Below are 23,515 nucleotides of genomic sequence, written 5' to 3'. Positions count from 1 at the left end.
CATCGCCGCTGGCGCTGCCTCGCCGCTCCCCCGCGTAACCTGATCGGCAGCGACCGCTGCGGTCGCCGCCAGCAGCGCGGCGCCGAACAGTATGGTGTTTCGCGTGCCGTTCATTTCTTGAATCCGTCCATGCCAAAGGTGGGCCGCAGTGCGATACCGACATAGCTGCCGAGGAACGCTGCGGCGAACCACACCCAGCCATGCAGGCTACCCGAGGCGATGCCGCTGAACAGCGCCCCGATATTGCAACCAAACGACAGGCGCGCGCCATAGCCCATCAGTACCCCGCCGATCGCGGCGGCCAGTGCGGATTTGGGCGGCAGGTTGGCCTTGGGCGCGAACTTTCCCGCCAGCCCGGCGGCCAGTGCCGCGCCAAGCAGGGTGCCGAAATCCATCACCGACGTAATATCGAACAGCACGCTGCGGTTGAGCGCCAGCGCCTGGGCCGGTGCGCTCCAGAACTCCCAGCTCGCCACCGGAACTCCGACCGATTGGGCGATCTTGGCGCCCCAAAGCCCAAAGCCATAGGTGATCGACCACGGATGCCCCGCGATCAGCAGCGTGGCGATGTTGAGCAGCGCCAGCAGCACGCCGGCGCCCACCAGCGGCCACGGCCCTTGCAGCAGTCGCGACAGGCCGCGCGTTTTCGGCTTGGAGGGACGCTCCAACGCGCCATGCGTCCGCCTTTCAACAAGTACCGTGATCGCGGCGACCGCCGCCAATCCCACTAGCGTCACCACCACCGCGACCGGTGCGCCCAGGCTGGTGCCCAGACTGATCGTTGGCAGCGAGGGCTGCGTCAGCCACCAGGGCAAATGCGCGGTGCCCACCAATGCGCCGAAGATGAAAAACGCCAGCGTCAACAGCATGCGGGCGCTGCCGCCACCCACGGTGAACAGGGTGCCCGAGCCGCAGCCGCCACCCAATTGCATGCCCAGGCCGAACATCGCCGCGCCGACCAGCACCGATACGCCTACCGGCGCGACCGCGCCTGCAAGCGGCTGACCGAACACGCTGCCCTGCGCCAGCAGCGGGATGAAGACCACCGCTGCGATTGCCACCATCAGCATCTGCGCCCGCACCGCGCCGCCACGGCGTTCGACAACCAGCCGGCGCCAGCCGCCGGTGAAGCCGAACGAGGCGTGATAGAGCGTTGCACCAAACAGTCCGCCAACGAGGAACAGCACGGCCTGCCGCAGGTCGACGATTTGCGCGATGACCACTGTACCGATCACCAGCATGCCAAGAGCCACCGCAACGGGGCCGCGGTCGAGCTTGGGCCAAGCGAACGAGGAAGACGATGGGGATGCGCTGAAGTCGGTCACGGGCAAACTGATCCTGAAGCAACGGCCGGGCGGGGCCGCGAATTTTCTAAACGCCAGCGCCCGGGACCGCAATCCCGGGCGCCGTTACAAGTTGCAGCAATGGCTAGTTCTGCACGACGACAGGGCGTTGCGGATCGAGCGTCCACTGTGACATCGAGCCATCATAGAGCCGCACGCCCTTGAGGCCGGCGACCTCGGACAGGCCGAACCAAGCGATGGAGGCGAGGTGGCCGGTATTGCAGAAGGTGATGATGCCGTTGGTGTCGGTGACCCCGGCCGCCTTCACCAGCGCGTCGACCGTCGCCTTGCTGGCGAAGCGGCCGTTATCCTTGTCCCAGAAGCTGTCGAAGTTGAGATTGACCGCGGTTGGGATAGTGCCGAGTTCCTTCACCGTGGCGGTCTTTTCCTTGCCGATGAACTGCGCCACGGTGCGAGCATCGATCAGGTTCACGTCGCTGGCGATCGCCTCCTGCACCTCGGCCACCGCTGCACGCAGCTCTGGCCGCGGGGCCGCGGTGAAGCTGCCTGCGCCGGGGGTTACGGCATCGGTCGAGACCGGCTCGCCGGCTGCGGTCCAGGCCTTGTAGCCACCATCGAGAATGGCGACGTTATCGTGCCCCAGCACCTTGAAGGTCCAGTAGACGCGGGTCGCGCCACCGAACTCGCTGACATCGCTACCGGCGGGAATGATCACAACCTGGGTGTCGTTGCTGACGCCGAGCGCCGCGATCTTGGCGGTGATGTCGTCGAGCTTGGGCAGCATGCCGGGGGCGCCATCAATGCTGGCGCGCCAGCCATAGGCGGAATATTGCGCTTCCACGGCGCCGGGCACGTGGCCGGCAGCATAAGGGGCGGTGCCGTCCTTGGGCTTGTCGCGAATGTCGATGATCACAAGGCCCGGCTGGCCAAGCTGGCTGTTGAGCCAGGCGGCGTCAACCAATGGCTGATCGGTGAGGCGCTCCCCATGCGCGCTGCCGACTGCGGCAAGGCCGAGCACGAGCGCGGTGGCGAGGATGTTTAAACGCATTTGGAGTATCCCAATGGAATTGAACTGGCGCCATCATAGTGCCTCGCCCCCACCAAGGCTGCCTACACCATTCCAAATCCAGGCAGCGCCGGAAACTTTCGATCCTAACTATGCCCGATGCACGACAATCAATTTCCAGGGGATGCCATAGGCATATCCGGCGCGCCGGGTGATAATGCCGGCGCAATGTTCGGAATATCCTGATGACCTTCCTCGCCCGCCTCCTGCTTGCCGCCCTGCTGCTCGCCCTGCCTGTCACGCTGACCCCCGCCATGGCCGAGGATGCGGCCGCAACCGCCACGCCGGCCGCCGCTGTGATCTCCTTCGAAAACGAGGCCCAGCTCAACGCCCTCGCCGCCAAGGGCAAGACGGTCGTCTTCTTCTATGCCGCCTGGTGCCCCAACTGCCGTGCAACGGTCACCGAGCTGAACGCGCGCTGGAGCGAGGTCACTCCGGGCCTGACCCTGGTCATTGCCGACTATGACAAGGAGCAGGCGCTCAAGGCCAAGTTCGGCGTCACCTATCAGGACACCTTCGTGCTGCTCGACAACGCCGGCAAGGGCGTAGACGTGTGGAACAGTGGCGGCGTTAACGGCCTCAACCAGCACGCCAGCCTCTGATCGGCATGGCGCTGACCCTGGCCTTCGCCTTTCTTGCAGGCGTCATCACTATCCTTTCGCCCTGCGTACTGCCGCTGCTGCCGATGATTCTGGCGACGGCGACGCAGGACGGCAGGGCGCGTCCCTTCGGCGTCATTGTCGGCTTCGTCGTTGCTTTTAGCGCAGCCACGCTGGCGCTCAGCCTGCTGGTGCGCACGCTGGGCGTACCGCCTGACGTCAATCGTACCCTGAGCGCCATTGTCCTGGCCGTGCTCGGACTGGTGCTGATCGTGCCGGGCCTGCAGTTAGTGTTCGAGCGCTGGACCGCTAGCCTGGCCGGCCGCGCTCCGGCACCTGCCGGAGCCGGCTTCGGCGGCGGGCTCGCTGTGGGCGTGGGCTTGGGCCTGGCCTGGACGCCATGCGTCGGCCCGATCATGGCCTCGGTGATCACCCTGGCGCTCAACCAGGCCGTCGGACCAGGGGCCATTGCCATCACGCTTGCGTTCTCGCTGGGCACAGCTTTGCCCATGGCGGCGGTGCTGTTCGGCGGCCGGCAACTGGTGCGCCGCCTCAACTGGTTCCAGAGCCACGCGAGGGCGATCCAGCGCGTCTTCGGCATAGTGCTGGTGCTGACGGGCCTAGCCATTTGGCTGGGCTGGGACCGCACAGCGCAGATCGTCCTGCTGGAATGGTTTCCCGGCTGGGAGGGCGCCCTAACCGGCTGGGAAGCCCTGCCACCGCAGGGAGTTTAGCGCTCCACGGGGCTTGCGCCCAAGGCAATGAGAAGCGCGTCCAGTTGCTCGAACTGCTCGTCAAACCCACCCGTGCTGCCGGAGGCCACTGCCTCGTCGAGAGCGTCCTTTGTGGGATAGAGGTCGTGCACCACCAGCAGTGTCTTTCCGTCCTTTTCCTCGAAGGTCACCGTCGTCACGGCGCCGTCCGCAGCTTCTTCATTGGTCCAGACAAGCCGCACGTTTGGGATCACTTCGATGTACCTGCCGTGGAAAACCCAGGAGGTCGACGCATCATGGCCGAATTCGAGACGGTATGTGCCACCGGTGCGAACATCCATCTCGCAGGACAGCAGGGGTATGCCGATCGATTTCGGCGCCCACCACCGCTTGAACAGCTCGGGCTTGCTCCACGCCTCGAACACGATGCGGGCCGGAGCCGCAAAGGTTCGCGTAACGACCAGCTCACGCTCGGACCGGCGTTCCATATTCGTGCGTTCATTTATTGCGTCCATCGGTCTTCTCCTTCTGATTAAGTTCTTCGACAATCTTGTCCAACTCGTCGAAGCGTGCGTCCCAAAGCTGGCGATACCGCTCGATCCACCCCGCCTCCTCCTCCAGCCGGCTCCGGCCAAGCCTGCATTTGCGCACGCGTCCGATTTTCTCGGTCGTGACGAGGCCCGCCTGCTCCAGCACGGAGACATGCTTCTTCATGCCTGTCAGCGTCATGTGGAACTTCTCGGCAAGGTCCGTGATCGAAGCGTCCGAACGGCCAAGCTGTTCCAGAACGCCCCTGCGGGTAGCGTCCGAGAGCGCGGCGAAGGAAGCATCGAAGCGAGTTTGATAATACTGAACCATGTAGTTCAGTTTAGCAGATGGACCGCACTATGCAAGGGCGCTGCGCATCCCCACGTCAATGCGCTCAGCGCACTCTCCAGGCCTGCGTCCTGCCAAGCACATCTGAGACCTCGCTGAGCAAAGCGTTGATATTGTCAATTTGCTTTGCGAGGGAGGGAACCAGGGCCGCTTCCGCGACATTGTCGGCGACCATGTTGCCTCAGTTCACGCATCGTCCTTGTCGTGATCCCCGGCACCCTCCAGCTATAGGCCTTCATTGTGCATCAGAATTCCCGGCGTTCCACCGACATTGCCCGCGCCCACAAAATGCGCTTCGGCGCTGAGGTGCGGGCCGAAACGACACGGTTCAAGCTCTGGGCCCCGCGGTGCAAATCGATCCGCCTCAAGCTCAAGGGCCGCCGCAAGCTCCTCGATCTGCTGCCCCAGGGCGATGGCTGGCATCGCCTCGAGGTGCCCGATGCCGGCCCCGGCACGCGCTACAAATATGTGCTCCCCGACGGCACCGAGATCGCCGATCCGGCGTCTCGCTACCAGCCCGACAATGTCGAGGATTTCAGCGAAGTCATCGACCCGACGGCCTTCGTATGGACCGACACGCACTGGGTCGGACGGCCTTGGGAGGAAGCCGTCATCTATGAATTGCACGTCGGCACTTTCACCCCGGCCGGTACTTTCGCCGCCGCCGCCCAGCATCTCGATCATCTGGCAGCGCTCGGGATCACCGCGATCCAGTTGATGCCGCTGGCCGAGTTCTATGGCGACTTCAATTGGGGCTATGACGGTGTGCTGTGGTTCGCGCCCTCATCGGCCTATGGACGACCCGAGGATATGAAGGCCTTCGTCGACGCCGCGCACCAGCGGGCGATGATGGTGTTCGTCGACGTCGTCTATAACCACTTCGGCGCCACCGGCAACAATTTGCCATCGATCGCGCCGATCTTCACCAAGGCCCATAAAAGCCCTTGGGGCGAAGCCATCAATTTCGACGGCAAAGGCGCCTCCGTGGTGCGCGAGCTGGCAATCGAAAGCGCGCTCTATTGGGTCACCGAATTCAACCTCGATGGCTTGCGGTTCGATGCCGTTCACACCATCGCGGATGACAGCACCACCCATATTCTGGAAATCCTCGCCGCACGGGTGCTGGCCTCCCGCCCGCAACGCCACACCCATCTGATCGTCGAGAATTCGGAAAACCAGGAGCGCTGGCTCAAGCGCAATAGCGGCCTGCAACCGGTGCATTATACGGCGCAGTGGAACGATGACATGCACCATCTGCTCCATTCCGCCGCGACCGGCGAGAACACCGGCTACTATTCCGATTTCGACAACCTGCGCTCGCGCTTCGACAAGCTCGGCCGTTCGTTGGCGGAAGGTTTCGCCTATCAGGGCGAGTTCAAGAAGCGCGAAGGCATGGCCCGCGGCGAGCCGAGCAACGGCCTGCCCGCCACTGCTTTCGTGACCTATATCCAGGACCACGACCAGATCGGCAACCGCATCATGGGCGACCGGATCACGGAACTGGCCAGTCCCGACGCTATCAAAGCGCTGATCTCAGTCTACCTGCTCAGCCCGCAAATCCCCATGCTGTTCATGGGCGAAGAATGGGCCGCCAAGCAGCCCTTCCCGTTCTTTTCCGACGTTCCCGCCAGCCTGCGCCAGATCACGCGCGAGGGGCGGCAGGAGCAGTTGAAACAGACGCCGGAGCACGAAGACCCCAAAAAGGCCGACGTCAGCGAAACCGCCGATCCGACCAGCCCCCACACCTTCGCCTCCGCCAAGCTGGACTGGGCGGCGCTGCGGCAGCACGAACACCGCGACTGGCTGAACTATTACCGCACGCTGATCGACCTGCGGCACATGGAGATCGTGCCCCGGCTGGTGCGGATGGAAGGCTTTTCCAGTCATCACCAGGTGCTGGGCGACAATTCCGTGCTGGTGGACTGGCGCCTCGGCGACGGCTCGATCCTGCGGCTTTACCTGAACCTGTGCAGCGAAGCGCAGGAGGATGTCCCCCCGATCATCGGCCGCCGCCTGTGGCTGCAGGGCTTCGTCGACGAACACCGGCTGGGCCCGTGGACCGTCCTGTGGACCATCGACGTCACCGGCGCCTGAAGCGTTCCTTGTGCACTCGCGGACCGGAACGTGTCACGCCATTCATTTCCAGCACCGTAACACTGGAAACTATCATGACCGATCGTCTGACGATGCAATATCCGCGAGAGCAATATCCATCTCCCCCGTATCCGTGCCAACCCCAGCCGGAACCGGGGCTTGCCGCAAAATGGACCCGCAGCCCGACCAATGCCAGCGGGATGCGGGCCAATTAGCTGAATTCGCTGGTAAGATACGGGGCGGCGGACACCGCTCCCCCTTTTCAAGGAGCCCGACGTCGTAGGATGATCGTTGAACTGATCCTCAAAGGACGAATGATCCAATGACGACCTCTATTCACGCCGAGACATTGACCCTGCCTGCATCGCGCCTCGGCCAGCCGAGCAATGTTCCACGCTTCCGCTGGCAGCAACCCATTCCCGACAATGAGACGCCGCCACACTTTGGCCTTTCGGCCGATGAGAGCAGTCATGGCTTTCAATGGGGCAAGGACTCGATACTGCCCTACCAGGTATCCGACGATTACGATCGCGACCTGAAGCCCGGCACGCTTGAGGTCCTCGTCATCGAGAACGCACGCCTCCGGGCCGTTGTCGCGCCCACGCTCGGCGGCCGCCTGCTCGAGCTCAAGGACCTGAGCACAGGCCGCGATCTGGTGTTTAGCAATCCGGTGTTGCAGCCAGCAAACCTCGCGGCGCTCAACGCCTGGTTCTCGGGCGGCATCGAGTGGAACGGCCTCATTCCCGGACATACCCCGTTCACCTGCGCGCCGGTGTTTGCGGGTGTGCGTGAGACGTCGCGCGGGCCCGTCCTGCGGCTCTACGAGTTCGACCGTATCGTCGAAGCTACCTGGCAGATTGATCTGTTCCTGCCAGAGGACTCCGATGTCCTGTTCGCACATGGCCGTATCGTCAACCCGTCGGACACGGCCCGCCTGGCCTATTGGTGGACCAATGTCGCCGTGCCGATGACGCCGGGCACGCGCGTGCTGAGCCCGGCAGACTATTCGATCGAGCACATCTGGCCCGGCAATAATCTGGGCCGCTGCGACTTCCCGCGCGAGGACTGGGACGCATCCTATCCGCAGAACTGGGAGAACGCGACGTCGGTGTTCTTCCGCGCCCCGTCCGCGCCGCGCCTGTTCATTGCATCCATCGATCGCCACGGCTACGGCCTGGCGCAGTGCAGTACGCGCGAAATGCCGGGTCGGAAGTTCTTCTATTTCGGCAGCGGCGCCGGCGGCCAGAACTGGATGGACTATCTGTCCCGGCCCGGCGAAGGCAATTATCTCGAAATCCAGAGCGGCATGACGCCGACGCAGAACCAGCGCTTCGAACTCGCGGCGCACGAGGAGCGCGAATGGACCGAGGCGTTCATGCCGCTCCAACTCGACGCGACAGCCCATGACCCCGATTATCGAGCCGCGACCGCCCATGCAGCCAACGCCATCGAGCTGGCAATACCCGCCCATGAACTGGCGCAGGTGCACGCCTTCTTGGCCGAACAAGCCCGTCTTCCTCTCGATGTTCGCCACTCCGCTGGCGAGCGCTGGGGCGCGCGAGAGGAACGCCTGATCGGCAAACCCCTCGCAGCCGGTCTCGACTTCAGCGTGGACGGGGCCAACGACTTCTGGGACGACTTGGCGAGTGGCGCCGCCATCGCCGCCTCGAACTTGCGCGACATGCCTGTCGGCGTCGCCCTGTCGCCCCGGTGGATCGAGCGGATCAAAGCCAATGCGCCGACATGGGTGGGCGAACTGACGCTGGCCACCGCCGCGCTCGATCGCAATGATCGCCAGGCGGCAAGCGAGCATGTGGCGCAGTCCCTCGCACTCAAGCCAAGCTGGGCCGCCCATCGCATCGAGGCCTTGTTGGCCACCACTCCGGTGGATGCATCGAGCAGCTATCTGCGCGCCTGGAACGCCAGCGACGCGCCGCCTGAGCTGGCGGTCGAAATCGCGCAGTATTTCGTGACCATGCGGCTTTCGGGTGAACTCAAAGCCTTCGTTGATGGGCTGCCGGCACACATCCGGAGCAACGAACGCATCATACTCGCCCGTGCTGCCGTCGCGGCCAACGATGGTGATTTCGACGAACTCGAACGCCTGCTCTTTGATCGACCTTTTGCGACCATTCGCGAAGGAGAGACGCTGCTGTCTGATCTGTGGGTCCGCCTCCGGCGCGGGCGGATCGAGGCGCAGCTCAAGCGTCCCGCTAGCGTTGATGAGGTCAAGGCCGACCTCAAGGCCCATCCTGTGCCCCGCGCGCTCAACCTGCGCATGCACGCGATCGACGAGACTTAAGCCGGCGCAGTCGCCTTAGTGGCGCGGGCTTTCACCGATGCGGCGATGGCGATGAGCATCGCCTCATCGACGGCCACTCCCTGGTGGCGGAGCGCCAGCACCGCGGCGCCCACCGAACCGTCGCCCGAAAGGCGGATGTCCGGCTCGTGGCCGGCAGTGCGCATCACCTGCGCGATGGCCGAGGGCAGGCCCCCGAGATGCGCAACGATACCGCCGCTCAAGACCACCGGCCCGGGCATGTCGGCAGAAAACACCTGCTGGAAATCGGCGAGCAGGTAACGCTCGGACTGGGCCAGCAACGCTGCCGCAACCGCATCGTCGCGATTCGCGATTACCAATGGCGCAAGTTTGGCAAGTTCGATCGGCGCCATCGAATAGATGGCGTCGATCAGCAGGCGCAGCGGCATCGGTCGGCCATCGAAAGCGCGCGCGTCGGTGAGAGCAATGTTGAAGGTATCGAGGATGGCTTTGGTCAGGGCGGTCTTGGGGCCGCGGCCTTCGAGCGCGGCGACGATGGCGATGGCGGCCTGGTGCCCGAGCCAGTAGCCCGAACCGAGGTCGCCGAGCAGCCAGCCCGCCGCATCGGCGACGCCCACGATCTCGCTATTATGAACGCGCACCGCGCCCGCGCCGGTGCCGCAGACGACGCAGTAGCCGCTGGTCGTTGCGGTTACGGAAGGCAGCAGGGCGTTGAGGTCGCCACTGAAAACCAGCGGACCACTCAGGCCGAGCGCACGTAAGGCCGCTTCGATCCGCGTCTGTGCGACGTTCACGCTGGGGCCGGCCATGGCGAGCAACGCCACCACCATGTTGAGCGGCACGCCGGCATCGGCGACGGCGGCATCGGCGGCAGCAATGATCGAGGCGGCAGCCTGGTCCGGCGGGTTCGAGCCAGGGTTGCCCCCGCGGCTCTTGCCTTGGCCAAGGCAGCGCCCCTCCATGTCCACCAGCGTCGCACGGGAGGTCGAGCCGCCGATGTCGAGGGCCAACAAAGCTGTGATCATTTCGCTATCCCCCCGCTTGCCAGCACTATACTTGCTCGATAAGAATTGTTTTCAGCGATTGTCGGCCGTCTTGAGATTGATTTTCAACATAGGCTCGTAACATGCGATGACTGGGGCGGCAAAGACGTTCAGCGTGGTGGATCGCATCGTGACGTATCAGTCGCAGATGCCGGTCACGATGGCAAAGATTGCGGCGGTGCTTATCGCGGATCCCAGGGCCCCGCTTGCTCTGTCGATCACCGAGCTCGCCAAGCGCGCCGGCACCTCCGCAGCCACCGTCACCCGCTTCTGCCGCCTGATTGGCTATGCGGGTTTCTCCGACCTGCGTGTTGGTATCGCCGAAGACGTCGGTCGCGGTGGCTCCCAGGCCGCCTGGATCGCCGATATCGGCCGTTCCTTTGGCCCGGACGATCCACCCGAGGACATCCGCGACGCCCTGTTCAACACCCATATGCTGTCACTCCAGACGACGGCCGGCCTGATCGATATACCCACCGCCGTTCGCGTCGCCAAGGCCATCGTTGCGTCGCGCCACCTCGATGTCTATGGCGTTGGTGGCAGCGCGCTGACCGCGCTTGAAACCGAGGCACGGCTCTATCGCATCGGCATCGGCGTGCATGCGTGGTCGGAAATCCACGACGGGCTCACCAGTGCCGCCATTCTCGACCAGCACTGTGTTGCCATCGGTATCTCCAATACGGGCCGCACCGAAGAAACCATCCAGATGCTGGCGGTCGCCAAGGCGGCCGGTGCGTACACGGTGGCGATCACCGCCAACCCGACGTCGCCGCTGGCCAAGCTTGCCCATGATGTCCTCATCGCCGCCTCGCCCAATGGCTATCTGCAGCCTGCCGACCTTTCCGCGCGACACTGCCAGCTGTTTGTCGTCGATCTGCTCTATCTGCTGATCGCGCAGCTCGACTACGATCGCACCACCCGCCTGCTTGCCGCCTCCGGCGCCGCAGTAGCGCCCCGTCGCCGGCCGTTCCGCCGCGGCGCCTTTTCCCAGTCCGCCGCAGGTCTTGCGGTGGCCGAACGCCCCAAAGAACCGAGTGCACTATGACCACCCTTACCGCCCAGTTTCTGCGTGAAGTCACGACCCGGCTTGAGCGTCTTGCGGGCCCGAATGCGGCGATCGACGAGGCCGTCAAGCTCACCGCCGATGCGCTCGAGGCGGGCGGCGTCATCCAGGCCTTCGGCACCGGTCACTCAGAGGCCTTCGCGATGGAAATCGCCGGTCGCGCCGGCGGTCTGATCGCCACCAATCGTATCGCGCTGCGCACCCTGGTGCTGCGCGGCGGGCGCGATATCTCGGCGCTCGGCGGCGCCGAATTCGAGCGTGACCCCAATGTCGGCGAGAACCTGATTTCGCTGTTTGACGTCCAGCCGAACGACATTTTCATGATCGCCTCGAATTCCGGCGTCAACGGATCGATCCTTGGCGTGGCGCTGGCGGCCAAGGCGCGCGGCCACAAGGTGATCGCGCTGACCAGCATGGATCACACCATGAAGGTCACGCCCAAGCATCCGAGCGGCAAACGCCTCTGCGAAGTCGCCGAGGTGACCATCGACAATCTGGCGCCCTTCGGCGACAGCACGATGGTGCTCGAGGGCGGGATCGGCATCGGCGCCGTGTCCTCCATCACTGCAGCTTTTATTGCCCAGCGCATCACCATCGGCGTCGCCGAAACGATGCGCCAGCGCGGTAAAACGCCCCCCGTCTATATCTCGGCAAACATTCCGGGCGGCGACGAGCACAACACTGCTCTGGAGAATCTGTACGGCGCGCGTATCCGCAGGGAGGCATAACCAACTTGCGGGAACGTTCGGCGTGGAGTGAATTAGTCCAATAATTATAACAGGGAGAACTAGGATGAATGATACTTTCGATCGCCGCTCGTTCCTCAAGGGAACAACGGCACTTGCAGTGACGGCACCGTTTGCCGGCCTGTTGGGTTCAACGGCGTTCAGCACCGCAGCATTTGCGCAGGATGCGGCCAATCCGTTCGCCGTCGCCGAGGGCTCGACCGTTGACGCGGTCATCTTCAACGGCGGCTACGGCATCGATTATGTCGAGTTCGCCGCCAACCTCATGCAGAAGAACCACCCTAAGGTCACTGTGAAGGTCTCGCCGTCGACGCAGATCGCCCAGGAATTGCAGCCACGTTTCCTCGGCGGCAACCCACCTGATCTGATCGACAATTCCGGCGCTCAGGCTATCGGCTTCAGCGCCATCATCGATCAGCTCGAAGATATGAACTCGGTGCTCGATGCGCCGAACTTGGAAGGCGTTAAGATCCGCGACACGCTGGTGGGCGGCGTCGAGCTGCCTGGCACCTTCGGCGACAAGTTCGTCGCGCTCAACTACGTCATGACGGTTTACGCGATCTGGTACTCCGCCAGCCTGTTCGAGGCCAACGGCTGGACCCCGCCGACCACCTGGGCCGAAGCTATCGAGCTGGGCAAGAAGGCCAAGGAAAAGAACATCTATCTGTTTGGTTGGGGCAAGGAAGCCGCCACCTATTACCGCACCACCGCAGTCGCCTCGGCGATCAAGGCGGGCGGCGATGAAGTGCGCCTGGCCATCGACAACTTCACCCCCGGCTGCTGGTCGCTTCCGGCCATGCAGTCGGTCTTGACCGCGCTGCACGAGATCATCTCGGGCGGCATGGTCAAGCCGGGCGGCGCTGGCACGCAGTTCACCGCTGCCCAGGCGCAGTGGTCGAACGACGAGTCGTTCCTCCTCTATCCCTCGGGCTCGTGGATCGAGAACGAGATGAAGTCGGCCACCAAGGACGGCTTCAAGATGACCGGCATGCCGGAATTGTCCGTCGACGCGAACGACAAGTTGCCCAAGACCGCCGTTCACTCCACGGCCGGCGAGCCGTTCATCATTCCGCTCGGTGCTCTCAACCTTGCCGGTGGCAAGGAACTGCTCCGCACCATGCTGTCCAAGGAAGCGGCGGCGAACTTCGCCAAGTCCAAGCTTGCGCCAACCATCGTCAAGGACACTGTGCCCGCCGACGGTTTTGGCTCGTCCGCCCTCGTCTCGCAAAGCAAGCTGCTGGCCGACGCTGGCAGCAACGTGTTTACCTGGAATTCGTTCGATCTCTACGGCACCAACCAGGACGAACTCGTGGCGTGGAACAGCTTCCTCGATGGCAAGCTTGATGTGGCGGCCTTCACCGCCGCGCTGCAGGCGATCACAGATGCCGTCTACAACGACGCATCGGTCACTAAGGTAGTCGTGAAGTGATGGAAGGCACAATGGCGAGAGCTCCCGCCGTCAAGCGACGGTGGAAGCTGCGGGACTTGGAGAACACCAGCTTCATGCTGGTGTTCCTCGGGCTACCGCTTGCGATCTACGTTATTTTCGTGATCTCGCCATTCGTGCAGGCCTTCTACTACTCGATGACAGATTGGTCAGGCTTTTCGAAGTCTATGAACTTCGTTGGCCTGGCCAATTATTTCGCGCTGGTGCACGATCCGGTCTTCACCAAGGCTGTCTACAACAGCCTTGTGCTGGTCCTGGTCCTGCCACCGCTTGTCATCCTCCTCTCGCTGACGCTCGCGACGCTGGTGACCATCGGTGGAGCCAACCGCGGAGAAATCCGGGGTCTCAAACATTCCGGCATCTACCGCGTCATCTCGTTTTTTCCCTACACCGTGCCAGCGATCGTCATCGGCATCCTCTGGGCGCAGATGTATGATCCGTCCAGCGGCCTGTTGAACGGCATTCTGACCGGGATGGGCTTTGATTTCTTCAAGTCTTTCGCTTGGCTCGGCGACGAGCGCACGGCAATGGGCGCCTCGATCTTCGTCATCACCTGGTCGATGGTCGGCTTCTACATGGTGCTGTTCATCGCGGCCATCAAAGGCATTCCATCCGAGATCTATGAAGCCGCGCGCGTCGATGGCGCCGGGCGCTTCCGCACCGCCATCAGCATCACCGTGCCGATGATCCGCGACAGCATCCGCACGGCCTATGTGTATCTTGGCATCCTGGCGCTTGACGCTTTCGTCTATATGCAGGCGCTTAACCCGAGCGGCGGTCCGGCCAATTCCACCGTGGTGATTTCCCAGCACCTGCTGAACACTGCCTTCAAGAAGGGCAAGTTCGGCTACGCGACATCGATGGGTGCAACGCTGGCGGTCATCACGCTGGTCTTCGCCGCGCTGGTGTTCTTCGTATTCTGGTGGACTGGCCGGCCCCCAAAGTCGGTTCGGGTGAGCACCGAGGCCGATCCGGTCGTTCGGGTTACGCCTGTCGTGCGGGCCGCACCAGTGGCGACGCCAGCAAAAGCCGTTGTCCCGTTCAAGCGCGCGGTGACACGCGCAACCATCTGGACGGACACGACCGTTGCCACGATTTCGCACATCGCCCTGATCGTCTGGGTTCTGGTCATCTGCGCCCCATTGCTGTGGGTACTGATGAGCTCGTTCAAGACGACCTCGCAGATCTTCCAGTCGCCCTTCACGCTGCCCACCAGTTTCAACTTCGACAACTACGTTTCGGCCTGGACCTCGGCGAGCATCGGCACCTATTTCGTCAACACGGTCATCGTCGTTGGCTGCGCGCTCGTCATCGTTATGCTGCTCGGCTCGATGTGTGCCTATTACCTGGCGCGCTACGAGTTCAAGGGCAGCAAGGTGATCTATTACCTGATGCTGGCCGGCCTGACATTCCCGGTCTTCCTGGCCGTCGTGCCGTTGTTCCAGACGCTCAAGGGCTTTGGGCTGCTGAACACCTTTCCCGGCCTGATCATCACCTATGTGGCCTTCGCGCTGCCGTTCACGGTGTTCTTCCTGTTCGCCTTCTTCAAGACACTGCCGCAAGAGGTCGCCGAGGCGGCCATGATCGATGGTGCCGGCCCGTGGCGCATCTTTTTTACCATCATGCTGCCCATGGCCAAGCCGGGGATCGCATCGGTGGCGATCTTCAACTTCCTGGGACTGTGGAACCAGTTCCTGCTGCCGATCGCGCTGAATACCAATTCCAACAATTACGTGCTGTCGCAAGGCATGGCCTCGTTCGCATCGCAGGCCGGCTATGCCGTCAACTTTGGGTCCCTGTTCGCGGCGGTGGTGATCACGGTACTGCCGGTGCTGGTCACCTACATCATCTTCCAGCGTCAGCTACAGGGCTCTGTGTCGCCCGGACTGCTGAAGTAGTCGGGCTCTGGGACCGGTCACAACCGCCGGCCCCAGCCCGCTGCGCGGGTGCTGCGCTGACGAATGCTGGGTTCGGCCAGCGCTACCCATCGGACGATGAGCAATACGCCGCTTTCGCGACTCGAATTTGCCATTGGATTCGTCTGTGGCCCGCCCGTTTGCCCCAATGGCGTTCCACTGAGGCACTGGCTGAGGGCACTCGCTGCGACTACGGCGCAGACCAACGTACTTTTATCATTGATTTCAAAAGGTTAGAATAAACTGGCTGGGGCGCCAGGATTCGAACCTGGGAATGGCGGCATCAAAAGCCGCTGCCTTACCGCTTGGCGACGCCCCAACTTGCGCGGTTCCTACACGGTTTGTGGGTGCTTCGCAATAATGACGGAGCCAAGGATAATTCGCCTGTGGAAGCGCTTGAACGGGAGGGGAAGCGCGGGTATAACCCGCCGCATCGCAAGGCCCTTCGGGCCTGCGCCAGTGACGGAGTATAGCGCAGCCTGGTAGCGCACCTGCTTCGGGAGCAGGGGGTCGAGTGTTCGAATCACTCTACTCCGACCAATTAAAACCCCGGCCTCCCACGAGGCCGGGGTTTTTTGTTAGTCGTGATTCGGCGAATGCGGTGCGATCGAAGTCTAGCCAGCCAAGCGCTGGGCTTCGGCTTCGGTCGGCAGGCGGCCTTCGGGGGTCAGGTGATTGATCGCCTGGGGCAATGTCTTGGTCAGGCGATCGAGCAGCTCGGCGCGCGACAGACCGGTCTTTTGCGTCAGCTCCGTGATGGTGTCTTCGCCCAAGGTCTCTTCCAGATCGGTGGACTGAACGGGCGCATTTTCCTGGCCCGGAACGATCCAGCTATCCGCCTGAGCGCCGCGCCCGGTCTGGCGGAAGCGATCGACGAGATCGCCAAGACCACCGCTGAGCACGCCCCCAGCGGAAGCGCCGCCAAGCGCTCCGCCGAGGCCACCCAGGATATCGCCGAGCCCGCCGGTAGCACGACCGGGATTAGCAGGATCGGCCGGCTGGTTGCCCAGCCCATTGAGCAGGCCACCGAGCTTGTCGCGGTTCTGGAAGCCCGCGACGGCCAGCAGGCCGAGCAAGGCAACCATTGAATGCATCCCATTATTGCCCATTTTCAGTCTCCTATAACCTGGATCAGGCGCGGCGGCGGGCGATCAGGCCCCAGACGAACAGAACGATGATGGCGCCGACGACGGCACCAATCAGGCCCGCGCCTTCGCCGGGCGCATACCAGCCCAGGGCTTGGCCAAGGTAAGAAGCGACGAATGCACCGACGATGCCCAGGATCGTGGTCATGATGAAGCCGGAGGGCTCATTGCTGCCCGGCATGATGAACTTGGCAATGATGCCCGCGACAAACCCGATAATGATCGTCCAGATGATACCCATGACGCTTCTCCTGATGAACTGCAGCAGCAACGTGCGCTGGGTTAGGCGGTTCCGCCCGGGCACAACAAAAAAGGCCGGCCCCGAAGGACCGGCCTCGATCAGGCAGATTTTTTGGGATCAGCGCTTGGCGCCGAACAGGGCCCAGGCACCGGTGACGGTCAGCGCGGCAAAAGCCATTTTGAGCACGTCCCAGATGATGAACGGCTTGATGGCGCCATCGAAGGCCACGGTGAGCAGATTGCCACCGGACAGCCAGGCTGGCAGCGCGGCGCCGCCCTGGACGATGAGATTGGCAACGACCATCAGCCAGGCGAAACCGAAAGCGAAGGAGACCGCGTCGGCAACCAGCATGGTGGCGAACATGGTGAGGGGGCGCTGGGCAGCGCCGCGATCGGCAGCCATGCCGATGATGAAGGCCATCGGCACCCAGCCGATGATGAAGCCGAAGGACGGGCTCATGATGTAGCCGAAACCGCCGCCAGTCGAGAAAACCGGCAGGCCGGACAGGCCTTCGACAAGATAGAGCAGGACGGTGGCGACACCGATGCGAGCACCGAAGCCCGCGGCGAGCGCGGCAACGACCATGCTCTGCAGCGTGATGTGAACCGGCCAGACAGGCACGTTGACCTTGGCGGCGACAGTCAGGAGCGCGGTGCCGAGAACGACGGTCACAAGGCCCATGGCGAGCTTGGCGGCGTCCGATTTCGGCTGGAAAGCGCCGAGCAACGTATTGGGCGTGGTCAAAGTCACAGCCATTTTATACCTTCCGTGCATCTGATGAACCGGCACCCCTCCCGGGAGCATCTCGATTCAGAACCAGAACTTCATAATCGCTTGGAATATTTCGCGCAATGGCATCCCCTGCCCAGGCCCTGATCTTCAATACGGACTTCGACGCGCACACTGGGGAGGCCGTTCCGGTGGTGTCCGGCCTGGTGCGGGTTACGGCGCCCAATGCCAGCGCTTATACGTTCACGGGGACCAACAGCTTTATTGTCGGCCATGACAGCGTCGCGGTGATCGATCCCGGTCCGGACAGTGCGGGACATCAAGCGGCACTTGAGCGCGCGGTGGCGGGGCGGCGGATCGAGGCGATCATCCTCAGCCATACCCATCGCGACCACAGCGCCTCGGCGCGGCGGCTGGCCGACACATGGCGCGTGCCGCTGTGGCTCGAGGGGCGGCACCGGCTGTCGCGGCCACTGCGGCGCTTCGAGCGCAATCCGATCCAGAATTCATGCGACTGGGACCTGGTGCCGGACCGGAAGCTAGCCGATGGCGAGGTGATCGAGGTCGGTGGAGTGCACCTCAGCGTGCACACGACGCCGGGGCATTGCGCCAATCATCTGGCGTTTGGGCTGGTGGGAACGCCGACGCTGCTGACCGGCGATCACATCATGGGCTGGAATTCGACATTGGTATCGGTGCCGGATGGGTCGATGGCCGACTACCTGGCGTCGCTGGACAAGGTGATCGCGCTGGAATTTACGCACTATGTGCCGGCGCATGGCGGCCCGATTGCCGATGGCGTGACCTATGCCCAGGCGCTCAAGGCGCATCGCGAGGCGCGCAACGCGCAGGTGCTGGCGGCGGTGACGGCGGGGGCGGATACGCTGGGTAAGGTGGTTTCGGCGGTTTATCCCAAGATCGCCCTGCCGGTACGGCTGGCCGCGCGGATGACGGTGACGGCCCATGTGGAATATCTCGAGGGCTTGGGCGAACTCACGGTTCGCCACGGTCCATTCGGGGCGCGGCTCAAGGCGGATTAGCGATCGGGGCGATCAGCCTCGATCGACAACCTCGTTGGGTGCGTCTACGGCGGCCGGTGGACGCTGGCTGGGTGTCGGCGGCTGGCTAACGGGAACGGCATCGTCCGTGGCGCCATCGTCCGGGTCAGCCTCGACCGGCTGGTCGGCATTGGGGTTATCGCGCAGCAGCGTGGTAATTTCGGTATCGAGCGCTACCAAAAAGTCCTCAATGCGCTGGCCGTTAGAGCCGAAGTCGTGCAGCGCATTGATGGAAGCCGAGCGCATATCGACGTTGACACCGTCGGCAGTGCCCGTGATCAGCAGGACCGCCTCCTCGCGCCAGCCGAACAGGGTGACGACGCGGGCGTTGATCTGGCCAGTGCCAGTGGGCGTGGTCGGCGCTTGTTGCCGGCGAATGTCCCAGCCGCGATCGGTGACCATGCGCAGCACGATGTCATAGGCCTGCTGAGCATCGAGCGGATAGGTACGGGTGCGCACGTTGGGGAAGATGGCATCGATTTGCGCCAGCGACAGCAGCTTGGGCGGCGGCATCAGCGTGGTGTCGGGTTCGAGCACCAGCGGCATGCGGCCACGATCGGTGGTGGCGATATCGGTGACCGGCGGGTAGCGCGTGGCCAGCATGGCCAAGTAGGCGACCGGCACGAGGCAAAGCAGCCCCAGGAACAGGCCGGCAAAGGTGAGGCCCCAGCCCTTGTCCCCGGTAAACCAGAGCCGGACGAAGGCAACGAGCGCCACACAGACCGCCAGCACCGCCACCAGCGCGGCCAGCAGGGCCGCAATCAGGAAGATGTCGCTCGGGATCAGGTGCTCGCGATGCAGCAGCACCGGGATCACGGTCAGGGGAATAGCGAGGCTACCGAGGCGGCGCGCTAGAATTGCCCATTTCGATGTTCTGATCAGTATGCGCAAAAGTCGCCGTATCTCCCAAGCTCAGCCAGACTAGCGGCAAACCATTGCGCGAGTTTGAATCAATTTGCCGAAAGCGGGCTTACGGCTAATTGCCCAGCTTGGTTTTGCTGGGCGGCGCCTTGAGGGGACTGCCGCACATGGTCTTGATCGCGGTCCATTCGGCGGCGGTGAAGGGCGGCTCCAGTCCCGCCGGGGTTTCGTGGGTCAGGGCCTGCAGGTGCACGCGGCGATCCTCGGTGAGCGGGTGGGTACTGAACAGAGCCAGCGCCTTGCTGAAATCGTCGTCTTCGGCAACGCGGTTGAGCAGATCGGCAAGGCCGGCGGGCTGGAAATCCATGCGGCTGGCGACTTCGGCGGCGTAGGCGTCGGCCTGGCTTTCGGCCTCGCGCGAAAAATGGGTGTCGATCATGGTCGAGCCCAGGCCCGCGGCGATGGAAATGCCGGTCATATCGCCGAGGATGAAGCCCACCAGGGCGCCAGTACCGGCGCTGGAGATCAGCCCTTCCATGGCATGGCGGTGCACCACATGGCCGATTTCATGGGCCAGCACTCCCGCGAACTCATCGGGAGACTCGGCGCGATCGAGCAGGGCCGAGAAGAAATAGACCTTCCCGCCCGGCAGCGCGAAGGCATTGGCCACATCGGTGCGCACCACCTTGATATCGAGCGTGAAGGGCGAGCCGGTGCCCAGCGCCGCGGCGCCGAAACGGGCAATCGCCGCATTGGCGACGCTGTTCGGATCGGGATCGCAGATGGCGAAATTATCGGTTTCCTTGAGGCTCGCCTCCATCTGAGTCGCGACCGTATCGCCCATGGTGCGCTCCCAATCGGGCGGCACGTAATTAACCACCCGCGCAGCCAGCAAGGGCACGCCATAGAGATAGGCCAGGATCACGGTGGCCAAAGCCACGGTCGCGATGACGCCGATGCGCACCTGCTTGGAAAATTCCATGGCCTGCTTGGTGGTCAAGTCCGGCAACATGGCGCGGACCTGACCGATTTCGGCCGGGCCGGTGACGATGATGCGGGCACCCGAATTCTGCGTAATCGAACTGAGGCGGAGTTCACCCTTGCGGCCATAAGCGGGGTGGATATCGGCGGCCGCCCAGCGCGTCAGGATGGCGTTGGTCTCCCGATCGCGCAGTAGCAGATTACCAGCGCTGCCGACGCTTTCGTAGTCGAGGGAGACGTCGATGACCTGGGCAACGAGGCCATCCTGATATCGTGCGGGAACGCTCATCAATAGGCTCCCACGTTGAGCGCATCGGCGAGGCCCTCGCCGGCCAGCGTCTTGTCTTCGCCGCGGGCGCGCACGCTGCGCAGGGACGCGACGTCGCCGATCGTGGCGTTGCGGGCCACCAGCTTCCAAAAGCCGACGCCGATAAACAGTTCGTGCATGAAGCTGAACGCGGCCAGGATCAGCAGGTAGCCCACCACCACCGCGATCAGCACGCCGGCGCTGCCCTGCAAATGGCTCATGAACAGCGCCATGTCGAATTGTTCGCCCGCAAAGGCGTCGTTGGCGAGCGTGAACAACACCACCACGCCGCCAATGGCGAGCACGACATAGGCGACGAACAGCGCTAGGCCAAACAGGAGATATTGGCCGATCAGGCTGCGGGCGCGGATGGTGACCGCCAGATTGGCCGTCCCAAGATGCACCTGCGACCAGAAGCGGGTCATTTCGCGCGATTGGTAGATCAGGACGAAGGCGCCGCAGATCAAAGCGGCCACGAGGCCGGGGATGACGCTGAGCGGATCGCTCGGGCCGCCGGGGGTGAAAGCGCCCATTCCGGCGCTGGTCAGAACGCCAACGCTGCCCACAACCACGACAACGCCATAGGCCAGGTAATACGGCCCCAGCAGCGCTCGGGCGCGGCCAGTGAAATTGAACTGGCGATCGCCGTACCAGGTGTTGTTCCAGCGATAGCGCCAGAGATTGCTGCTCATCCACGGATAGACGATGCCCAGCGTGAGCAGCATCAGGATGGTCCAGCCGAAGCGGCGGAAGGCATAACCGAAGGCATTGCCGGCCTGATCGAAGCGAATGCCGCGCCATAGCGTGCGCGAAAGGCGGAAATCGCGCGCGCGATAGCCCGCATAGCCGGTGAGAAACCACAGCACCACGGCCACGATGCCATAGCCGGTGACGGCGACTTCCCCGCTCTGGGTGGAGAGATAAAAGAACACCGCATAGATCGGCACGAAGACGATCAGCGCCAGCATGAAGCCAATCAGCAATTGCATTGCGTGGCCGGTGTAATCCAGCGGATCGCCATCGATTTCGGTATTGGACCAATAGAACCGGCGCTTCCAACTGGTCACCCAGAAGCGATAAAGACCAATGGTGGGCAGCATCAGCGCATAGCCGCGCAATAGAATGCCGGCCATTTCGCGGCGCGTGCCGGTAAAAACGACCTGTACCGGCCGTTCCTGCTCACTCTCCAAGACCATTACGCGTCCCCAGCTGCCCCGCATACTGTCTATGCGAGGCTTTCGGCTTTTGGAAGACAGGTGAAGATGTCTTGATCAGGGATAGAGGCGAGTATTTGCCCAGGGCGCATCGGGGCTTTGCCGGGTAAAGCGCACCCGGTCATGCAGGCGATACTGCCCGTCCTTCCAGAACTCGATGCTGAGCGGCACGATGCGGAACCCCGACCAGTGGGCCGGGCGGATGATCGGGCCGTCGCCGGCCTGCGCCTCAAGAGCCGAAACGCGATCCATCAGCGTCTGCCGGCTATCGAGCGGACGCGACTGTTCGGAAGCGGACGAAGCGATCTGGCTGCCCCGGTGACGCGAGGCGAAATAGGCGTCGGCCTCAGTTGGCGTGACCACCTCGACCGGGCCGCGCACCCGCACCTGGCGGCGCAGCGACTTCCAGTGCATCAGCATGGCGGCGCTGGGATGGGCATGCAGTTGCTCGCCCTTGGCGCTCTCGAAATTGGTGAAAAAGGCGAAGCCCCGGGCGTCGCGCTGGTTGAGCAGCACCATGCGCGCATCGGGCATGCCATCGGCATCGACGGTGGCGAGCGCCATGGCGTGCGGGTCATTGGGCTCGGCTTCCTGGGCCAGGGCGAACCATTCCTCGAACAGCGCAAAGGGATCGAGATCGGTGCGGTCGCCATCGTCAAACAGGCGTTCGGTCAGGGTCTGCAGCATGATGACAGCCGTAAAACTGGACAAGGCGGGGGACGCTCGCCATATAGGACGGGAAACCATGGCGAAGCAACGCCAAGACTCAATCGACAGGACACGATGCGCGATCCATATACCGTGCTGGGGGTGACCCGCTCGGCAAGCGAGAAGGACATCAAATCCGCCTATCGCAAGCTGGCCAAGAAATACCACCCCGACCAGAATCCCGAAGACCCCGCGGCGCATGAAAAGTTCGCCGAGGCGACGCATGCCTACGACCTGCTGAACAATGTCGAAAAGCGCGGCCAGTTCGATCGCGGCGAAATCGATGCGGACGGCAATCCGAAGTTCGCTGGCTTTGATCCGCGCACCGCAGGCGCGGGACGCGGCGGGCGCACGGCGCAGGGCGGGTTTTCGGCCGAGGACATCCTCAAGGAATTCATGAGCGGCTTCGGCGGCACGCAGCGCGGCGGCGGTGCCCGTCCGGGCCCCGGTGGCGCGCAATGGGACCCGTTTGCGGGTGCCGCCCAGCAGCCAGGCGGCAGTGGCCGCAAGGGCGAGGACGTGATCGTGACTGCGGCGGTGTCACTCGAAGACGCGAACAACGCGGCCTCGGTGCCGGTGCGGATGCCGAATGGCAAGGTGCTGTCCGTCAAGCTGCCCGAAAAGGTCGAGGAAGGCCAGCAGATCCGGCTCAAGGGCCAGGGCACGCCCAATCCGTTTGGCGAGGCCGGCGACGCGTTGGTGACGGTGAAATTCCAGAAATCCAAGCAGTTCCGCCGCGACGGCGCCGATTTGCGCACCGATGTGGCCCTGGCGCTCTACGAAGCCGTACTAGGCACAAAAATCCGCGTCCCGACGCTGGGCGGTTCGGTCGAACTAAACCTGCCGCCAGGCGTCGATACCGGCAAGGCGCTCCGCCTCAAGGGCAAAGGGCTGTACGGTGACGGCGATTTGTACGTGAACCTCAAGGTGGTTTTGCCACCGGGCGGCGATCCGGATTTGGAAGCGCTGATGCGCTTTATGCGCGAGAGCAAGCCGTACAAGGTGCGGGACTGATTGTGGCACGCCCTCGTGGTTCGACGCGCCAAGAGGCGCACCTCACCATGAGGGCTATTTTTCGGCCTGTGCTATTCCAGTAGCTCTCATGGTGAGGTGCGAGTTCTTC

At 63.4% G+C, this 23,515-nt stretch carries 22 protein-coding genes and 2 tRNA genes; 11 read left to right on the top strand and 13 right to left on the bottom strand.

Annotated elements, in window-relative coordinates; translation table 11 throughout:
* Positions 1-110: 110 nt before the first annotated feature.
* Together JWP26_RS15890 and JWP26_RS15885 are read right to left on the bottom strand one after the other, a co-directional pair.
* Entirely contained in the window at positions 111-1,325 is a 1,215-nt protein-coding gene (locus JWP26_RS15890; RefSeq protein ID WP_299729786.1) for a YeeE/YedE family protein, read from the bottom strand.
* A 103-nt stretch (positions 1,326-1,428) separates the two neighbouring features.
* The gene (locus JWP26_RS15885; RefSeq protein ID WP_299729783.1) at positions 1,429-2,352 is read right to left on the bottom strand and encodes a sulfurtransferase; all 924 of its coding nucleotides are present in this window, start codon (positions 2,350-2,352) and stop codon (positions 1,429-1,431) included.
* Positions 2,353-2,555: 203 nt separating this feature from the next.
* On the opposite strand from JWP26_RS15885, the gene JWP26_RS15880 reads away from it, so the two are divergent.
* Together JWP26_RS15880 and JWP26_RS15875 are read left to right on the top strand one after the other, a co-directional pair.
* The gene (locus JWP26_RS15880; RefSeq protein WP_299729780.1) at positions 2,556-2,972 is read left to right on the top strand and encodes a thioredoxin family protein; all 417 of its coding nucleotides are present in this window, start codon (positions 2,556-2,558) and stop codon (positions 2,970-2,972) included.
* Positions 2,973-2,977: 5 nt separating this feature from the next.
* Positions 2,978-3,703, top strand: coding sequence for a cytochrome c biogenesis CcdA family protein (locus JWP26_RS15875; RefSeq protein ID WP_299729778.1), 726 nt, complete (start codon positions 2,978-2,980; stop codon positions 3,701-3,703).
* Here JWP26_RS15875 and JWP26_RS15870 read toward each other — a convergent pair.
* Both JWP26_RS15870 and JWP26_RS15865 read right to left on the bottom strand, forming a co-directional pair.
* Positions 3,700-4,197, bottom strand: coding sequence for an SRPBCC family protein (locus tag JWP26_RS15870; RefSeq protein WP_299729775.1), 498 nt, complete (start codon positions 4,195-4,197; stop codon positions 3,700-3,702). The two genes, JWP26_RS15875 and JWP26_RS15870, sit on opposite strands and share 4 nt — an antisense overlap.
* Positions 4,181-4,540, bottom strand: coding sequence for a helix-turn-helix transcriptional regulator (locus tag JWP26_RS15865; protein WP_299729773.1), 360 nt, complete (start codon positions 4,538-4,540; stop codon positions 4,181-4,183). The genes JWP26_RS15870 and JWP26_RS15865 overlap by 17 nt, the downstream gene beginning before the upstream one ends.
* A 258-nt stretch (positions 4,541-4,798) precedes the next feature.
* Between JWP26_RS15865 and treZ the strand changes: the two genes are divergently transcribed.
* Together treZ and JWP26_RS15855 are read left to right on the top strand one after the other, a co-directional pair.
* Complete coding sequence (gene treZ / locus JWP26_RS15860; protein ID WP_299729770.1) at positions 4,799-6,652, top strand: malto-oligosyltrehalose trehalohydrolase; 1,854 nt, start codon at positions 4,799-4,801, stop codon at positions 6,650-6,652.
* 322 nt (positions 6,653-6,974) lie between these two features.
* A complete protein-coding gene (locus JWP26_RS15855) occupies positions 6,975-8,954 on the top strand; it encodes a DUF5107 domain-containing protein (RefSeq protein WP_299729768.1) in 1,980 nt (659 codons plus the stop codon).
* On the opposite strand, the gene JWP26_RS15850 is transcribed toward JWP26_RS15855, so the two are convergent.
* Positions 8,951-9,958: an N-acetylglucosamine kinase gene (locus JWP26_RS15850; protein ID WP_299729766.1), complete on the bottom strand. Its 1,008-nt coding sequence runs from the start codon at positions 9,956-9,958 to the stop codon at positions 8,951-8,953. The two genes, JWP26_RS15855 and JWP26_RS15850, sit on opposite strands and share 4 nt — an antisense overlap.
* 106 nt (positions 9,959-10,064) lie before the next feature.
* On the opposite strand from JWP26_RS15850, the gene JWP26_RS15845 reads away from it, so the two are divergent.
* The 4 genes from JWP26_RS15845 (at position 10,065) to JWP26_RS15830 (ending at position 15,130) form a co-directional block, all read left to right on the top strand.
* Positions 10,065-11,021 (top strand): MurR/RpiR family transcriptional regulator, encoded by a 957-nt coding sequence (locus tag JWP26_RS15845; RefSeq protein WP_299729763.1) that lies wholly within the window; start codon positions 10,065-10,067, stop codon positions 11,019-11,021.
* Positions 11,018-11,767 carry an SIS domain-containing protein gene (locus JWP26_RS15840; protein WP_299729760.1) on the top strand — a complete coding sequence of 250 codons (750 nt, stop codon included), beginning with the start codon at positions 11,018-11,020 and terminating at the stop codon, positions 11,765-11,767. The genes JWP26_RS15845 and JWP26_RS15840 overlap by 4 nt, the downstream gene beginning before the upstream one ends.
* A gap of 64 nt (positions 11,768-11,831) precedes the next feature.
* On the top strand, positions 11,832-13,214 hold the full coding sequence (ngcE, locus tag JWP26_RS15835; protein WP_299729757.1) for an N-acetylglucosamine/diacetylchitobiose ABC transporter substrate-binding protein: 1,383 nt from the start codon (positions 11,832-11,834) through the stop codon (positions 13,212-13,214).
* Positions 13,215-13,225: 11 nt separating this feature from the next.
* Entirely contained in the window at positions 13,226-15,130 is a 1,905-nt protein-coding gene (locus JWP26_RS15830; protein ID WP_299729754.1) for an ABC transporter permease subunit, read from the top strand.
* Positions 15,131-15,392: 262 nt separating this feature from the next.
* Here the strand turns inward: JWP26_RS15830 and JWP26_RS15825 are convergent.
* Positions 15,393-15,467: transfer RNA gene (locus JWP26_RS15825), tRNA-Gln, on the bottom strand.
* 144 nt (positions 15,468-15,611) lie between these two features.
* Here JWP26_RS15825 and JWP26_RS15820 point away from each other — a divergent pair.
* Positions 15,612-15,688, top strand: a tRNA-Pro gene (locus JWP26_RS15820).
* A 74-nt stretch (positions 15,689-15,762) separates the two neighbouring features.
* Here JWP26_RS15820 and JWP26_RS15815 read toward each other — a convergent pair.
* The 3 genes from JWP26_RS15815 to JWP26_RS15805 form a co-directional block, all read right to left on the bottom strand.
* A complete protein-coding gene (locus JWP26_RS15815) occupies positions 15,763-16,233 on the bottom strand; it encodes a YidB family protein (protein ID WP_367184155.1) in 471 nt (156 codons plus the stop codon).
* A 46-nt stretch (positions 16,234-16,279) separates the two neighbouring features.
* The gene (locus tag JWP26_RS15810) at positions 16,280-16,534 is read right to left on the bottom strand and encodes a GlsB/YeaQ/YmgE family stress response membrane protein (RefSeq protein WP_299729752.1); all 255 of its coding nucleotides are present in this window, start codon (positions 16,532-16,534) and stop codon (positions 16,280-16,282) included.
* A 117-nt stretch (positions 16,535-16,651) separates the two neighbouring features.
* A complete protein-coding gene (locus JWP26_RS15805; protein WP_299729750.1) occupies positions 16,652-17,290 on the bottom strand; it encodes a biotin transporter BioY in 639 nt (212 codons plus the stop codon).
* A gap of 95 nt (positions 17,291-17,385) precedes the next feature.
* On the opposite strand from JWP26_RS15805, the gene JWP26_RS15800 reads away from it, so the two are divergent.
* Positions 17,386-18,303, top strand: a complete 918-nt coding sequence (locus JWP26_RS15800; RefSeq protein WP_299729748.1) for an MBL fold metallo-hydrolase — start codon at positions 17,386-17,388, stop codon at positions 18,301-18,303.
* Between the two features lie 12 nt (positions 18,304-18,315).
* On the opposite strand, the gene JWP26_RS15795 is transcribed toward JWP26_RS15800, so the two are convergent.
* From JWP26_RS15795 to pdxH, 4 genes are all read right to left on the bottom strand, one after another.
* The gene (locus JWP26_RS15795; protein WP_299729745.1) at positions 18,316-19,212 is read right to left on the bottom strand and encodes a DUF1499 domain-containing protein; all 897 of its coding nucleotides are present in this window, start codon (positions 19,210-19,212) and stop codon (positions 18,316-18,318) included.
* Positions 19,213-19,297: 85 nt separating this feature from the next.
* Complete coding sequence (locus JWP26_RS15790; protein ID WP_299729743.1) at positions 19,298-20,452, bottom strand: M48 family metallopeptidase; 1,155 nt, start codon at positions 20,450-20,452, stop codon at positions 19,298-19,300.
* Entirely contained in the window at positions 20,452-21,666 is a 1,215-nt protein-coding gene (locus JWP26_RS15785) for a DUF898 family protein (protein ID WP_299729741.1), read from the bottom strand. Before JWP26_RS15785 ends, JWP26_RS15790 begins: the two co-directional genes overlap by 1 nt.
* Positions 21,667-21,741: 75 nt before the next feature.
* The gene (gene pdxH / locus JWP26_RS15780) at positions 21,742-22,371 is read right to left on the bottom strand and encodes a pyridoxamine 5'-phosphate oxidase (protein WP_299729739.1); all 630 of its coding nucleotides are present in this window, start codon (positions 22,369-22,371) and stop codon (positions 21,742-21,744) included.
* Between the two features lie 96 nt (positions 22,372-22,467).
* On the opposite strand from pdxH, the gene JWP26_RS15775 reads away from it, so the two are divergent.
* A complete protein-coding gene (locus JWP26_RS15775; protein WP_299729736.1) occupies positions 22,468-23,406 on the top strand; it encodes a DnaJ C-terminal domain-containing protein in 939 nt (312 codons plus the stop codon).
* Positions 23,407-23,515 lie beyond the last annotated feature (109 nt).

This window comes from Devosia sp. (genome assembly GCF_028290435.1).
GTDB lineage: Bacteria > Pseudomonadota > Alphaproteobacteria > Rhizobiales > Devosiaceae > Devosia.
This window is presented reverse-complemented; position numbering and strand designations above follow the sequence as displayed.

Coding starts and splice junctions, on each gene's coding strand:
- JWP26_RS15885 (WP_299729783.1), bottom strand. CDS start 2,352: ATGCGTTTAAACATCCTCGCCACCGCGCTCGTGCTCGGCCTTGCCGCA.
- JWP26_RS15790 (WP_299729743.1), bottom strand. CDS start 20,452: ATGAGCGTTCCCGCACGATATCAGGATGGCCTCGTTGCCCAGGTCATC.
- JWP26_RS15805 (WP_299729750.1), bottom strand. CDS start 17,290: ATGGCTGTGACTTTGACCACGCCCAATACGTTGCTCGGCGCTTTCCAG.
- pdxH (WP_299729739.1), bottom strand. CDS start 22,371: ATGCTGCAGACCCTGACCGAACGCCTGTTTGACGATGGCGACCGCACC.
- JWP26_RS15865 (WP_299729773.1), bottom strand. CDS start 4,540: ATGGTTCAGTATTATCAAACTCGCTTCGATGCTTCCTTCGCCGCGCTC.
- JWP26_RS15855 (WP_299729768.1), top strand. CDS start 6,975: ATGACGACCTCTATTCACGCCGAGACATTGACCCTGCCTGCATCGCGC.
- JWP26_RS15850 (WP_299729766.1), bottom strand. CDS start 9,958: ATGATCACAGCTTTGTTGGCCCTCGACATCGGCGGCTCGACCTCCCGT.
- JWP26_RS15815 (WP_367184155.1), bottom strand. CDS start 16,233: ATGGTTGCCTTGCTCGGCCTGCTGGCCGTCGCGGGCTTCCAGAACCGC.
- JWP26_RS15810 (WP_299729752.1), bottom strand. CDS start 16,534: ATGGGTATCATCTGGACGATCATTATCGGGTTTGTCGCGGGCATCATT.
- JWP26_RS15875 (WP_299729778.1), top strand. CDS start 2,978: ATGGCGCTGACCCTGGCCTTCGCCTTTCTTGCAGGCGTCATCACTATC.
- JWP26_RS15785 (WP_299729741.1), bottom strand. CDS start 21,666: ATGGTCTTGGAGAGTGAGCAGGAACGGCCGGTACAGGTCGTTTTTACC.
- JWP26_RS15870 (WP_299729775.1), bottom strand. CDS start 4,197: ATGGACGCAATAAATGAACGCACGAATATGGAACGCCGGTCCGAGCGT.
- JWP26_RS15830 (WP_299729754.1), top strand. CDS start 13,226: ATGGCGAGAGCTCCCGCCGTCAAGCGACGGTGGAAGCTGCGGGACTTG.
- JWP26_RS15775 (WP_299729736.1), top strand. CDS start 22,468: ATGCGCGATCCATATACCGTGCTGGGGGTGACCCGCTCGGCAAGCGAG.
- ngcE (WP_299729757.1), top strand. CDS start 11,832: ATGAATGATACTTTCGATCGCCGCTCGTTCCTCAAGGGAACAACGGCA.
- JWP26_RS15845 (WP_299729763.1), top strand. CDS start 10,065: ATGACTGGGGCGGCAAAGACGTTCAGCGTGGTGGATCGCATCGTGACG.
- JWP26_RS15800 (WP_299729748.1), top strand. CDS start 17,386: ATGGCATCCCCTGCCCAGGCCCTGATCTTCAATACGGACTTCGACGCG.
- JWP26_RS15880 (WP_299729780.1), top strand. CDS start 2,556: ATGACCTTCCTCGCCCGCCTCCTGCTTGCCGCCCTGCTGCTCGCCCTG.
- JWP26_RS15840 (WP_299729760.1), top strand. CDS start 11,018: ATGACCACCCTTACCGCCCAGTTTCTGCGTGAAGTCACGACCCGGCTT.